Raw genomic sequence first — 14,296 nt, forward strand, 5'->3', positions numbered from 1 at the left:
CATACACCAACCAGAGGCCTCCCATGCCCATTGCGTTTCATCGTGTCTACCTGGAAAGCGCCGGCTATTTCATGCCGGGCGAGCCCGTGTCCAACGACGCCATGGACAGCTACATCGCGCCGCTGAACCGCATGTCCAGCCGCATCAAGGGCCGCATCCTGGCCGAGAACGGCATCAATCAGCGCTACTACGCGATCGATGCCGACGGCGCCACCGTCTTCACCAATGCCCAGTTGGCGGCCAACGCCATCCGCGATTGCCTGCGGCGCCACGACAGCGACTTGTCCGACGTGTCCTTGCTGGCCAGCGGCTCATCGGGCGGCGACGCGCTGATGCCGGGCTTTTCCAACATGATCCAGGGCGAGCTGGCCGCGCAGCCGATGGAAACCGTCTCGGTGCACGGCATCTGCGCGGCCGGCGTATCGGCCATCCAGACGGCCGCGCAGGGCGTGGAGCTGGGCGGACACGCCAGCGCCCTGGCCGTGGCCAGCGAACTGCCGTCGCGGCTGTTCAAGCGCTCGCGTTTCGCGGCGCGGGGCTACGACGCCGACTTCGACGCTCATTTCCTGCGCTGGATGCTGTCGGACGGCGCGGGGGCGGTGCTGCTGGGCAATACCGGACGGCCGCTGCCGGGCGCCTCGCAAGGCGTGCGCCTGCGCCTGAAATGGGTGCACCAGCGTTCGTTCTCGGGCGATTATCCGGTATGCATGCAGCTGGGCCTGTCGGCGGATCGCGCCCGCGGCCATCTGGACTATCCCTCGTGGAACGAGGCCGAGGCCGATGGCGCGCTGTCGCTGCGCCAGGACATCCGCCTGCTGCCGCATCTGTTCGACATCGGCATCCACGAATACGCCAAGCTGGTGCGTGATGGCTGGCTGGACCCGGACCAGGTGGACCACTTCCTGTGCCATTACTCGTCCGAGAAGTTCATCCCGGTGGTGGAAGACCTGATGGAGAAGGCCGGGCTGGTGATTCCGCGCGAACGCTGGTTCAGCAACCTGGCGTGGCGCGGCAATACCGGCGCGGCCTCCATCCTGATCATGCTGGCCGAGTTCCTGGAAACGCGGGAAGTGAAGCCGGGCGAGCAGATCTTCTGCTACATCCCGGAATCGGGCCGCTTCATGGCCGCCTACATGCTGCTGGAAGCCGAGGCCGTCCACGCCCCGCTGGCGGCGGCGGCCGTTGCCGCCCCGCGCGAGGATGCGCATAGCGGCGATGCCGACGCGATCGCGCCGCCGCACGATCCGGACATGGCGCCGCAGGGTCTGGGCCAGCTGCTGACCGAATTGGCCGCGATCTGGCACGATTACCGTTCGCGCGTGTGGCGCACGCCGGTGGTGCGGCGCCTGCGCAACCGCCAATTCCAGACGGCTGACTACCTGAACTGGATGGAGAACTGGATACCGCAGGTGCGCGAAGGCAGCAAATGGATGCGCGAAGGGGCGGCCTCGCTGTCGGAGCAGTACGCCCCGCTGGCTGCGCTGATCGACATGCATGCCGGCGAAGAGCAGAACGACTTCCAGATCCTGTTCCAGGACTACCGCAACGCGGGCGGGGCCGTGGCCGACATCGACGCACTGCGCCGCAACCCCGGCGGCGAAGCGCTGAATGCCTATCTGCACGGCCTGGCCGCCACGCGCGACCCGATCGGGCTGCTGGGCGCCATCTACATCATCGAAGGCACGGGCCAGCGCATCGTGCCGGCCTTGCTGCCGCTGCTCAAGGCCAGCCTGAAGCTGCCGCCCGACGCCTTCCGCTTCCTGGAGTACCACGGCCACAACGACGAGCATCACCTGGCGCGCTGGCTGTCGGCGGTGGAGCTGGCGCTGGACTGCGATGAGGACGGCCGCGCGGAACAGCGCATCGTCGACACCGCGCGCCGCACGGCGGCGCTGTACCTGATGCAGTTTCATCACGTGATGGAAGGCGACGCCTCATGAGCAAAGAGCCCGAATTCCTTGCCAAGCCGCACGACCCCGCCGATCCCAGCCCCTGGCTGGCCCTCTACCTGGACCGCAGCACGCCCTTGCCCGACAAGGTGAAGAAGGCGTGGCTGACGGATTCCAGCTGCGCTTCGCGCCAGTACCTGCTGCCGTTCCTGCGGCCGCTGGCGCGCGCCTTCATCATCCTGATCCAGGTCATCAAAACCTTCCTGCCGCGCCGCTGGTCGCATTCGAAGCTGCTGCACCGCATTTTGGCATGGGGCCTCAAGCGCTTCGTGTCGCCCGAGGCCAACTGGCTGATCCTGCGCCACTTCCACCTGGGCGCGCAGATCCTGTCGTTCATCGCCGCCAATTCGCCGGTGCCCGTCACGACCACGCCGCTGGAGCCCCGCAACATCGATGACCTGAAGGACGAACTTTTCGTCAAGCACGACCTGAACCTCTTCAACTTCGTCATCCGCCTGAATCAGGCGCTGCGCGATGCGGGCGTGGAGATGCATGCGCCGCAGCAGGTCGATTTCTCGATGATCCGCGATCCGGACCTGCTGCTTGATGACATGCCGCAGGGCAGGCTGAACTTCCTGGACCTGCAAAGCGCCATCGAACTGTTCACCCCGCTGTACCAGCTGATGCTGACCGACAACGATTTCTGGCGCGCGGCGAATTCGCTGCAGCTGGACGAAACCATCGGCATCTACGCGGCCAAGCTGCTGGGCGCGCCGCAGCATTTGATCCTGGTCAACAACAACCATCCGCTGGTGCCGATGTCGACCTTGCGCGCGGGCTACCGCCTGGTGCTGCACGGGCTGTCCACCGAGATGCTGCATAGCCTGCTGATGGAAATGAAGGCGGCGCAGGAGGGCGCGGAACCGCCGGCGCCGATCGCGTAGGGAGCTGCCGAGGGTTCTTGGTGTTGACCCTGCGTTACATGGCGGAGGGCATGCGCTATATTGCGACCCTTGTCCGCAGGTCCCCGCTGGGCGGCGTCCGCGCGGTTTGAACTTTTCTTCCGGAAGCCGTTTACATGCCCCAGACACTTGAAGTCATCGCCACCTTGCTGTTCGCCGTGGCGGTTCTTCATACCTTCTCGGTTCCCGTCTTCGCGCGGCTCGCGCATCGTGGCGGGCCGCATGCGGGTTTCTGGCACCTGTTCTCCGAGGTCGAGGCCGTTTTCGGCGTATGGGCGTTCGTGCTGATCGTGGCGATGGCGGCGCTGGCCGGGCCGTCGCATGCCATCGAGTACATGGATACGCGCAACTTCACCGAGCCGCTGTTCGTCTTCGTCATCATGGTAGTGGCGGCCAGCCGGCCCATCCTGGAATTGGTGGGGCTGCTGGTGCGCCTGGCGGCGCGCGTGTTGCCGCTGCCGCGCGAATTGGCCACTTTCTTCGTCGTGATGTCGCTGGTGCCGCTGGGCGGCTCGTTCATTACGGAGCCGGCCGCCATGACGCTGGCCGCCATCCTGCTGCGCGACGCCTACTTCCGCACGAGCGGACGCGCGGGCTTCAAATACCTGACGCTGGGCGTGCTGTTCGTCAACGTGTCCATCGGCGGCGTCCTGACGTCCTATGCGGCGCCGCCCGTGCTGATGGTGGCGTCCACCTTCGGTTGGGATTCCGCCTTCATGGTGCAGCATTTTGGCTGGCGCGCGGCTGTGGCGGTCTGCCTGAACGCCGGCCTGTTGACGCTGGCCTGCCGCAAGGCGCTGATGGAGCGTTCGGTGGGCACGGGCGGCGGCGTGGACGCGCCGGAAGGCGCGGATGCGCGTCCCCCGGTGCCCGCGGTGGTCATGCTGGTGCACCTGGGCTTCCTGGTCGCCGTGGTGCTCAGCGCGCACCATCCGGCCATCTTCCTGGGCCTGCTGATGATGTTCATCGGTTTTTCGGAGGCCTACAAGCGCCACCAGAGCCGCCTGATGATCAAAGAGGGGCTGATGGTCGGCTTTTTCCTGGCTGGGCTGGTGGTGCTGGGAGGCCTGCAGAAATGGTGGCTGCAGGATCTGCTGGGCGGGCTCGAGCCTTTCGTCCTGTTCTGGGGCGCCACCGCGCTCACGGCCATTACCGACAATGCCGCGCTGACCTATCTGGGATCGCTGGTGGAAGGCACCAACGAGGCCTGGCGCTACATGCTGGTGGCCGGGGCAGTGACGGGAGGCGGGCTGACCGTCATCGCCAACGCGCCCAATCCGGCGGGCTTCGCCATCCTGAAGAACCACTTTCCGGACGGCAGCATTTCTTCCGGAAGGCTGTTCCTCTCGGCCCTCGCGCCGACCCTGGTCGCGGCCGTCATGTTCCTGCTCCCCATATAGGACGGCGGCCTCTCCGGGACGCCCGCGGGGCGGCCGCCGGGGGCGGACACCGAGGCTTCATGAAAAACCGCTAAAATTCAAGACTTTCCCCGTATTTTTCCGGCCTCGCCCACCCGCCGCTTTGGCCCGGATCGGGTTTTCGACCCGATCCGACCCCGGATATTTCGTCCGGCGCCAGGCGGCTTTTGATATGCCGGGCCCGCGCCTGGGAGCCCTCGATGCCCATCTACGCTTACAAATGCAGCGCCTGCGGCCATGCCAAAGACGTCTTGCAGAAGATTTCCGATGCGCCGCTTTCGGTTTGCCCCGAATGCGGCCAGAGCACGTTTTCCAAGCAGGTGACCGCGGCTGGATTCCAGCTCAAGGGCTCCGGCTGGTATGTCACGGACTTCCGTGGCAACGGCGGCGGCTCCGGCCAGGGCGCCTCGGCCGGCACGCCGGCGGCGGCTCCGGCCGAAAGCGCCGCGGCGCCTGCCGCTGCGGCCGCGCCGGCGGCGCCCGCCGCCGGCAGCCCCGCTTCCTAGAGCGCGCCCGATGCGTATGCGCGTCATCAAGAAGTACTTCATCACCGGCCTGCTGATCTGGGTGCCCCTGGTCATCACGGTGTGGGTACTGGGCCTGCTGGTCGCCACCCTGGAAGGGTTCGTGCCCGGCTTTCTGTCGTCCGAATCGCTGTTCGGCATCGACATCCCCGGTTTCCGCTTCGTCCTGGTCGTGGTTGTGGTGCTTTTGACGGGCATATTCGCCGCCAACCTGATCGGCCGCACGATGGTGGACCAGTGGGAAAGCCTGCTGGGACGCATTCCCCTGGTGCGATCCATCTACAACTCGGTCAAGCAGGTCAGCGATACCGTGCTTGCCCCGAACGGGCAGGCCTTCCGCCGCGCGGTGCTGGTGCAGTATCCGCGCGCCGGCAGCTGGACCATCGCGTTCGTGACCGGCACGCCCAGCGGCGAAGTGGCCGACCGCCTCCCGGGCGACCACATCAGTGTGTACGTGCCGACAACGCCGAACCCCACATCGGGTTTTTTCCTTATGTTGCCGCGCGCCGACGCCATCGACCTGCAGATGAGCGTGGACGCGGCCTTGAAGTACATCGTTTCCATGGGCGTCGTCGCCCCGGTCCAGGCCCCGGCGCCTGCGGGCCGGTCGGCTCCGCCCGTCCCGGCGCCCGGCGAACAGAACACGCCGCGCGCCGATTCGTAACCCTTACGCTACAACCAAGCACATAAACGGAGTCATCCCGCATGCGTACCTGCTACACCGGCCAGGTTTGCCGTGACCATCTCGGCCAGACTGTCACCCTGTACGGCTGGGTGAACCGCCGCCGCGACCACGGCGGGGTCATCTTCATCGACTTGCGCGACCGCGCGGGCCTGGCCCAGATCGTGTTCGATCCGGACAACGCCGCCTTCGCCACCGCGGAGCGCCTGCGCAACGAATTCTGCATCCGCGTCACCGGCCTGGTGCGCGAGCGTCCGGCGGGCACCGCCAACACCGAGCTGGCCTCGGGCGAAGTCGAAGTGCTCTGCAAGGAAGTCGAGATCCTGAACGCGTCGGTCACGCCGCCGTTCCAGCTGGACGACGACAACCTGTCGGAAACCACCCGCTTGACGCATCGCGTGCTGGACCTGCGCCGTCCGCAAATGCAGCGCAACCTGATGCTGCGCTACCGCGTGTCGATCGAAGTCCGCAAGTTCCTGGACCAGCTGGGCTTCATCGATATCGAGACGCCGATGCTCACCAAGAGCACGCCCGAAGGCGCGCGCGACTACCTGGTTCCCTCGCGCGTCAACGCCGGCCACTTCTTTGCGCTGCCGCAGTCGCCGCAGCTGTTCAAGCAGATGCTGATGGTGTCGGGCTTCGACCGCTACTACCAGATCACCAAGTGCTTCCGCGACGAAGACCTGCGCGCCGACCGCCAGCCGGAATTCACCCAGATCGATTGCGAAACCTCGTTCCTGAACGAGGTCGAGATCCGTGAAATCTTCGAAAGCATGATCCGCCACGTCTTCAAGGTGGTGCAGGACGTCGAGCTGCCGTCGCCGTTCCCGATCATGCCCTGGACCGAAGCCATGCGCCGTTATGGTTCCGACAAGCCGGACCTGCGCGTGAACCTGGAATTCACCGACATGACCGACGTCATGCGCGACGTGGACTTCAAGGTGTTCGCCGCCGCCGCCACGGCGCCGGGCAGCCGCGTGGTCGCCCTGCGCGTGCCGGGCGGCGCCGAGATGTCGCGCAGCGAGATCGACGGCTACACCCAGTTCGTCGGCATCTACGGAGCCAAGGGCCTGGCCTACATCAAGGTCAACGACGTGGCCAAGGGCCGCGACGGCATGCAATCGCCCATCGTCAAGAACCTGCATGACGCTGCCCTGGCCGAGCTGGTCAAGCGCACCGGCGCGCAGGACGGCGACATCATTTTCTTCGGCGCCGACCGCGAGAAGATCGTCAACGACGCCATCGGCGCGCTGCGCGTGAAGATCGGCCACAGCGAATTCGGCAAGAAGGCCGGCCTGTCGACCGCCGGCTGGAAGCCGCTGTGGGTCGTGGACTTCCCGATGTTCGAATACGACGAGGAAGACGGCCGCTACACCGCCGCCCATCACCCGTTCACCAGCCCGAAGGACGGCCACGAGGACTTCCTGGAATCCGATCCCAGCAAGGCCTTCGCCAAAGCCTACGACATGGTGCTGAACGGCTGGGAAATCGGCGGCGGCTCGGTCCGTATCCATCGCGAGGAAGTGCAGAGCAAGGTATTCCGCGCGCTGAAGATCGGCGCCGAGGAAGCCCGCGAGAAGTTCGGCTTCCTGCTGGACGCCCTGCAGTATGGCGCGCCTCCGCATGGCGGCATCGCCTTCGGCCTGGACCGCATCGTGACGATGATGACCGGCGCCGAATCGATCCGCGACGTGATCGCCTTCCCGAAGACCCAGCGCGCCCAGTGCCTGCTGACGCAAGCGCCGTCGGAGGTCGACGAGAAGCAGCTGCGCGAGCTGCACATCCGGTTGCGCAACGTAGAGACGAAGTAGGTCCCCCCCCGAAGCGCCGGAGGCGCTTCCCCCCCAGGGGGGCGCCGCTACGGACCGGCGGAGTCCGGATCCGTGCGGCCCGGCTTGGGGGCGTTGTTTGCTTGCGGCGTGGGGTGCTCGAATGGGCGATGGGGCCCGTTGCCCTTCGGAACTGTCTTCTGAATTGGAGTAATCTGGCAAACGCCGCTGGTTTGGCGGCGTCTGGCCGGGCTTCTTTTTGGCACGGCCGGCGGTTCTCCAGTTTTGAAAGGCGCCATTTTCCATGTCGCTCATCCGCGTCGTCAGCTACAACATTCACAAGGGCCGCTCGGCATTGGGGCGGCGCGACTCGCTGAATGAATTGCGCCTCGGCCTTTACGGCCTGCGTCCTGATCTGGTCTTCCTGCAGGAGGTCCAGGGCCGCAATGAGCAGAAATCGCTGCTCGATGCCCAGCACGAGTCCCTCGCCGCCGCCTTGCGGCTGGACGTGGCCTATGGCCGCAACGCCGTCCGCCACGAGACGGACCACGGCAATGCGCTGTTGTCGCGCTTCCCCATTCTCGACCACGAAAACCAGGACATCTCCGACCACCGGCTGGAGCAACGAGGCTTGCTGCACGCGCGCATCGAGCTGGACGGACGCGCAGTGCATTGTTTTGTCGTGCACCTGGGGTTGTTCGCCACCAGTCGCAGCCGCCAGATCCTGGCGCTGACCGAACGCATCCGCCGCATGGTGCCGGACGGCGAGCCCATCCTGATCGCGGGTGATTTCAATGACTGGGGCGACCGCCTGGCGCCCCTGTTCGTGCAGCAGCTGGGCCTGTATGAAGTGTTCTCCCATGCGCCGCGCAGCCACGGCGGCGAGTTGCCCCGCCTGCGCGATTCGGTCCGGCGCCTGAGCAATGCGCTCCGCGGCCTGCCCAATGGCGGTATTTCCGTCATGGAACGCAACAACCAGCTGGGCATGGACGGCAGTTCGCGCCTGCTGCTGCCTCCGCCGCGCACCTTCCCCGCCGTATTTCCGTGGTTTCGCCTGGATCGCATCTACCAGCGCGGCTTCGCCGTGCGCAGCGCGCGCGTGCTGCGCGGCCGGGAATGGGCGAGGCTCTCCGATCACTCCCCTTTGCTGGCCGAGCTGGAACTGCCGTGAGGGCCGAGCAGGTCAAGCTGGATTGGACGCAGGGCAACGATATCCGGTTGCTGCAGAACGGTTCCGACTTTTTTCCGGCGCTGTGCGCCGCGATCGACGCGGCCCAGGTCAGCGTGCATCTGGAAACCTATATCTTCACGCCGGACCGCACCGGCTCCCAGGTGCTGGACCGCCTGGAGGCGGCCGCCCGGCGAGGCGTCAAGGTGCGCGTCGTGCTGGACGGCTTCGGCAGCGCAGGCTTTGTCGATCCCTTGCGCACGCGGCTGACCAACGCCGGCGCGCAGTGCCGCATCTTCCGCCCCGAGCCGCGCTGGTTCGCCCGCTACATCCCGTCGCGCAGCCGCCTGCGGCGCCTGCATCGCAAGGTCACCGTGGTGGACGGACGCATCGCCTTCATCGGCGGCATCAACATCATCGACGACTACGACGACCGGGATCCGACGGACGGCATTTCCGGGCCGCGCTTCGATTTCGCCGTGCAGGTGGAAGGGCCGCTGGTGACTGAAGCCGCCTATGCGCAGGAACTGCTGTGGGTGCGCTTGAACTGGGCGCGCCTGCGCCGGCATCCGAGAGACTGGAACCGCATGCGGCTGCTGAAGCCGCGCCACGCCTCGGTCGCCCCTTGCGGCAATCTGCGCGCCGCGCTGGTGCTGCGCGACAATCTGCGGTTCCGCCAGACCTTCGAACGCGCATATCTTTACGGCATCACGCAGGCGCGCCGCGACATCCTGATCGCCAATGCGTATTTCTTCCCGGGGCGCCAGTTCCGCCGCGCCTTGGCCAAGGCCGCCGCGCGCGGCGTGCGCGTGCGCCTGCTGCTGCAGGGCAAGGTGGAATACCGCATGCAATACCACGCCACGCGTTCGCTGTACGACCAGCTGCTGCGCGACGGCATCGAGATCTACGAATACATGCCCAGCTATCTGCACGCGAAGGTAGCCGTCATCGACAACGTCGCGACAGTGGGCTCATCCAACCTGGACCCCTTCAGCCTGTTGCTGGCGCGCGAGGCCAACGTCGTCGTGGACGACCAGCCGTTTTCCTGGGATCTGCAGGAACGGTTGGAGGCGGCCATCCGCGAGGGCGGCCGCTTCATCCGGCCGCTGGAGTACCAGCGCCGCGGATGGCTGCGGCGCTGGGTCGACGCCGTGTCCTACACGCTGCTGCGCATCGGGGTGGCGCTGACCGGGACGTCGGACAAATATTGAGCGGGCCCCGCGCCTCAGGCGCGCCGCTTCAGCAGGCCCAGCGCCAGCGCCGTGCCGATCAGGATGATCACGGCCCCCGCGGCGATCGACGGCGTAATGCGTTCGTCCAGGAGCCACGCTCCCCACATGACCCCGAAGATCGGCACCAGGAAGGTCACGCTGACGGCGCCGGTGGGCCCGACGTTCGCGATCAGGCGGAAGAAGATGATGTAGGCCGCGCCCGTGCAGACCACGGCAAGCAGGATGGTGGAGATCCAGGCTTGCGCGGAAGCCGGGGTTTCGGGCCAGAAGGCGATCGCCAACGGCAGCAGCACGATCGATGCGCCCACCATGCTGCCGGTCGCGTTGGCCAGGGGATCCACGCCGCTCAGGAAGCGCTTGGTCCAGTTGGCGGCGATGCCGTAGAACACTGGCGCCGACACGGCGGCCAGGACGGCGGGCCCCGTGCCGCCATCGCTGAAATTCAGCTTGTCCCATACCAGAACGACGATGCCGACCACGCCGATCATCAGGCCCAGTGACCGCGTCCAGGCCAGCCTGTCCTTGAGCCACAGCCAGCCTATGACGGCGCCCCAGACCGGGGTCACGGCATTGGCGACCGACAGGAAGCCCGCGCCCAGCGATTGCGCCGCGTAGGCGTACAGCAGGAACGGCAGGGCGGCGTTCAGCATGCCGACCATCAGCAGCGCCTTCCAGTGCTGCGCGATCAGCGGCAGCTTGCCGCGCCACAAGGCGGCGGGCAGCAGGAACAGCGCGGCCAGGCCCACGCGCAGTTCGATCAGGGCCACCGGACCGAAGTCCGCGACCGCTACCCGCATGAAGAGAAAGGAGCCGCCCCAGACGGCGGCCAGGAGCAGTAGATCCAGCAGATTGCGTTGACGCATGTTCGGTCCCGGTCGTGCCTTATTTCCGGTTGGTGGCAAGGTTCTTCATCTTGACCCGGTGTGCCAGCAAGGCACCGGTCAGCGACAGGACGATACACAGGATCAATCCGGCACGCACTCCGTTTAGTACCGTGCTGTGCGAAATGATGATGCCGACCACTGCGGTGCCCAGCGCGCTGCCGATGGCGCGGGTGGTCTGCACCAGCGCCGAGGCCACACCCACGTCGCGCCGCTCGCTCAGCATCTGCATGAAGAGGGTCAGGTTCGGCAGCAGGAAGCCCAGAGCGCAGCCATTGACGAAGAAGGCCGCCAGGATCCACCAGGCGGAGGTGCCGGGCGAGATCAGCAGCACCATCAGCGATCCGGCGGCCAGCAGACAGCCGCCGAACACCATCAGGCGCTGCGGTTCCGATTGCTTGGGGAACAGGCGGCCGTTGATGATGCTGCCGACCGATATCGCGGCGACCAGCGGCGTCAGCAGCAGCCCCGCCTCGCTGGGCGTGTAGTTCAATACCTGCTGCAGCAGCAGGGGGCTGTAGAAGATCAGCACGAACATGACCGCGCCCACCATCATCGCCGCCACATTCAGCAGCCGCGATTCCGGGGCGGCCAGCACGCGCAAGGGAAAGATGGGAGAGCGCACGCGGCGTTCGATGGGAATCAGGGCGGCAATGGCCGCCACGCCCATCACCGCCAGCAGCGCGCCCAGCAGCGGGTGCGCATGGTCGCCGCTGGCAAACGCCAGCTCCAGCGCGGCCAGCGGCGCGCCCACGGCGATGACGAGCAGGATCGCGCCCAGCCAGTCTATCTTGCGGCTGCCGTCATGCACGGGCCGGATGCGGGGGAAATAGCGGGCCAGCAGGAAAAAAGCGCCAGCGGCGGCGATCGGCGCGATGAAGAAGGCCGCGCGCCACCCCAGCGCCTGGGTTGCGGCTCCGCCCAGGACCGGGCCGATTCCGCTGGCCATGGCGAAGGCGGCCGAGACCAGCGCCATCCAGCGCACCCGCTGCTTGGCGTCGGGGAACAGGTCGGCGGGCGCGGCGAACGCCGTCGCGATCATCATGCCGCCGCCAATGCCTTGCAGCGAGCGGAAGACGATAAGCTGGGCCATGGTCTGCGACAGGCCGCAGGCGATCGAGCCCAGCGCGATGATCAGCACCGACAGCAGCATCAGGGGCTTGCGCCCGAACATGTCTCCCAGGCGCCCGAAAACCAGGATGGACGCCGCCGTGGCCAGGAGGTAGCCCGTGCCGACCCAGGCGTACAGCGCCATGCCGTTGAGCGCTTCCGCCACGCGCGGAAGGGTGGTGCTGATGATGGTGGAATCCAGGGCGGCCAGGACGACGGTGGCGGACACCCCCGCCATCCCCATCAGGAGGTCGCGTCGCGAGTGGGCGGGGGGAGCAGGGGAAGCGGGTGGGTCTGGCGGCATCGTCATGCCGCAGAGCATATCACCGGCGAGTCAGGGTTTTCACTTGTAGAACGTGTGGTAGCCCCAGAACACCGCGATGACCAGGATCACCATGATCCAGGACCAGCGTGAATTGGACAGCCCGCGGGGTTCCGGCTCCGGGGGCGGGGGAGGCGGCGCGAGCCGGGGTTGCCCCGCCATGTGGTCGATGAAGGCGGCGAAGAACTTCTGGATGATCTTGTCGCCCGTCTTCAACAGCACGCTTTCCCCGCATTCGGCCAGCTTTCCGCCAGCCATGCAGGCGACGGTGTAGGCCACGCGGGTGCCTTCGTCCTTCGTGCTGAGATTGATCTGCGCAGTCCCGATGGCCAGGCAGGCAGCCAGGCCTTTGCCTTCGAAGGCCAGGGTACAGCTATTGTGGGGATCCACGTCGGACATCAGGATCTCGCCGTCGTAATCGGTGTCGATCCCGGCGACCTTGGCGCGGAGTTTCACCGCGTATTCGGTCGGACTGAGCCGGTTTACTTCCACGCAACCGGGGATGCATCGCTGCAACACGGCCGGATCTGTCAACGCATCCCAGGTCTGGTGCTGGGTAGAAGGAATCCACTGGGCATCTGCAATGCGCATGGCTGTCTCCTTGGAAGATCCACAACTGCATTGTGACCCTAGTTGGAGATTTTGACCATGGAGCGCGTTCTGGGGCCCCGGACGCCGCGCCTACGCCCGTTCGCGCCTGTTTTCATGGCACAGCGCGATGAGCCATGCCAATAGCGTTACGTATAAAGAGACATTCTGCATCGAGCGGAACATCAACTCCGTGAGGCCGAAAATCGCGAATCCCACGGAAACCGCCGTGCCCATGGCGGCGGCAACGCGTATTTCAGGCGCGTTGGCCATGGTGAGCCGCCGCAGGAAAAAGCAGGCCGGCGCGGCATAAAGCAGTATCAGGGCCAGGCCGCCCGCGATGCCATAGCTGCTAAGCATGTGCAGCATGTCATTGTGGGGTTCGCCGAAATCCTTCGCGACGAAAGGAGAAACGACGCCGCTTGCCACTCGCGCCTGGAGTTCCGGGGCGAACCGCGCGGGGGATCCAAGGCCGAAAGCGGGTTCCGCTTCGATCATCTCGAGGCTGGCTCTCCACAGCTGCAGCCGGATGCAGACCGAAGTGTCGGCCGTGGCATTGGCGCCGTGGCATTCCCGCAGTTCGTGGACGCCCTGCTGCACGCGGTTCCGCAGGGCGTCGTTCGTGGCTCCCAACGCGACAAGCACGGCAACGCCCGCGACCAGCAGGCCAAATGCGCGCAACGGGCGCCGCATGTGGCCGAATAGCCACATCCCGACGAACAGGAACAAGGGGATCGCCATCCATCCCGTGCGCGTCTGCGTCAGTATGAAGCCCGCGAAGACCCAGACGACGGTAATCGTCTTGAAGTACTTCTCCAGCCGGGGGCGGCGCAACAGCGTCCATCCCAGGCCGTACAGCGTAATGAACAGCCAAAGCAGCGTCAGGTTGCCATAGCCCACGGCGTTGTACTGCGGCGTGGCGGGGCGGTTCCATGCCGGAAGGGCCAGCCAGAAAACGATACCAGCGGCTGCCCATCCGGCTGCCGCGATTCCCCAGTAGGCATTGCGCAGCCGTGCCGAAGGGATGCTCAGCAATGCGCCTAGCATGATGGGAAAGCCGAGGCTGATCCGCAGGCCCCGTTCCAGAGAGGGGCCGTGGAGGGAGCCATGCGCAATCTGACTGAGCGCGATGGCGCACAACGGCACAGCCATGGCGCCTATGACCACGCGATAATCCTTCAGGACGCACAGCGTTGCCCGCAACCCCCCGTCGCGCGTCAGGCAGCGGAACAGGCAGAACAGAAGGATCACATAAAATAGCGCGCTACCGCCGCCGACGGTCATGGCGGCGATCGGCATGGCTCCCAGCAACGTTGGAAGGATCAGAGGCAGGGAGGGCATGGTCGAAAACCCGGCGGGGCCAGGCGTGTGATTGTGAGGCGGTCGCTTCAGGCGGCGATTAATAGTCGAAACAAATCAATCGGCTGATTTCTATAGAGAATTTCTGCGCGCTGGAATGTAACGGCAAGAATGTTACACCGTTTTTGTTTTGTTGCGATCCTGGCCCGCCCATGGCCTCGCGTCAGATCGATTTAGCCCGTCCCCAATAACGGCCGCATGACGTTTTTGTTGTAGCGCGGTGACAGCGGCTCGTAAGGGCCGCTTTCGCGTTTCTCAATTTTTAGCGGGCTCAGCCGTTAATTAGGGCGTGACAGGCGTCCGGGCACTTCTTCGTCCCTGAATTCCTGAAGGATTTCTTCCCAAGTATCTACGCCTTATTACGTCCCTGCGTCAGGGCGAAAGTGCGATAA

Annotated in this window: 12 protein-coding genes; 8 read left to right on the forward strand and 4 right to left on the reverse strand. The window is 65.8% G+C overall.

Annotation, left to right across the window (positions count from 1 at the left end):
* Window positions 1-23 precede the first annotated feature (23 nt).
* The 8 genes from JL37_RS12885 to clsB all read left to right on the forward strand — a co-directional run bounded on the left by JL37_RS12885 (window position 24) and on the right by clsB (window position 9,623).
* On the forward strand, window positions 24-1,940 hold the full coding sequence (locus tag JL37_RS12885) for a StlD/DarB family beta-ketosynthase (RefSeq protein ID WP_043544529.1): 1,917 nt from the start codon (window positions 24-26) through the stop codon (window positions 1,938-1,940).
* A complete protein-coding gene (locus tag JL37_RS12890; protein WP_043544530.1) occupies window positions 1,937-2,833 on the forward strand; it encodes a hypothetical protein in 897 nt (298 codons plus the stop codon). The genes JL37_RS12885 and JL37_RS12890 overlap by 4 nt, the downstream gene beginning before the upstream one ends.
* Window positions 2,834-2,967: 134 nt before the next feature.
* On the forward strand, window positions 2,968-4,251 hold the full coding sequence (locus JL37_RS12895) for a putative Na+/H+ antiporter (RefSeq protein WP_043544531.1): 1,284 nt from the start codon (window positions 2,968-2,970) through the stop codon (window positions 4,249-4,251).
* 218 nt (window positions 4,252-4,469) lie between these two features.
* Window positions 4,470-4,775, forward strand: coding sequence for an FmdB family zinc ribbon protein (locus JL37_RS12900; RefSeq protein WP_043544532.1), 306 nt, complete (start codon window positions 4,470-4,472; stop codon window positions 4,773-4,775).
* Window positions 4,776-4,791: 16 nt separating this feature from the next.
* Entirely contained in the window at window positions 4,792-5,457 is a 666-nt protein-coding gene (locus tag JL37_RS12905) for a DUF502 domain-containing protein (RefSeq protein ID WP_043544533.1), read from the forward strand.
* 41 nt (window positions 5,458-5,498) lie between these two features.
* Window positions 5,499-7,286, forward strand: coding sequence for an aspartate--tRNA ligase (gene aspS / locus JL37_RS12910; protein WP_043544534.1), 1,788 nt, complete (start codon window positions 5,499-5,501; stop codon window positions 7,284-7,286).
* A gap of 262 nt (window positions 7,287-7,548) precedes the next feature.
* Window positions 7,549-8,415 carry an endonuclease/exonuclease/phosphatase family protein gene (locus JL37_RS12915; protein ID WP_043544535.1) on the forward strand — a complete coding sequence of 289 codons (867 nt, stop codon included), beginning with the start codon at window positions 7,549-7,551 and terminating at the stop codon, window positions 8,413-8,415.
* Entirely contained in the window at window positions 8,412-9,623 is a 1,212-nt protein-coding gene (gene clsB / locus JL37_RS12920; protein ID WP_043544536.1) for a cardiolipin synthase ClsB, read from the forward strand. Before JL37_RS12915 ends, clsB begins: the two co-directional genes overlap by 4 nt.
* A 14-nt stretch (window positions 9,624-9,637) precedes the next feature.
* Here clsB and JL37_RS12925 read toward each other — a convergent pair whose 3' ends face one another.
* From JL37_RS12925 to JL37_RS12940, 4 genes are all read right to left on the reverse strand, one after another.
* Entirely contained in the window at window positions 9,638-10,507 is an 870-nt protein-coding gene (locus JL37_RS12925) for a DMT family transporter (RefSeq protein ID WP_043544537.1), read from the reverse strand.
* A 19-nt stretch (window positions 10,508-10,526) separates the two neighbouring features.
* Window positions 10,527-11,879, reverse strand: a complete 1,353-nt coding sequence (locus tag JL37_RS12930) for an MFS transporter (RefSeq protein WP_043544538.1) — start codon at window positions 11,877-11,879, stop codon at window positions 10,527-10,529.
* A gap of 99 nt (window positions 11,880-11,978) precedes the next feature.
* Window positions 11,979-12,548, reverse strand: coding sequence for a carbon monoxide dehydrogenase subunit G (locus tag JL37_RS12935; protein ID WP_043544539.1), 570 nt, complete (start codon window positions 12,546-12,548; stop codon window positions 11,979-11,981).
* 90 nt (window positions 12,549-12,638) lie between these two features.
* Window positions 12,639-13,886 (reverse strand): O-antigen ligase, encoded by a 1,248-nt coding sequence (locus tag JL37_RS12940; protein WP_043544540.1) that lies wholly within the window; start codon window positions 13,884-13,886, stop codon window positions 12,639-12,641.
* Window positions 13,887-14,296: the final 410 nt, after the last annotated feature.

Source organism: Achromobacter sp. RTa, from assembly GCF_000757485.1.
Classification (GTDB): Bacteria; Pseudomonadota; Gammaproteobacteria; order Burkholderiales; family Burkholderiaceae_B; genus Achromobacter.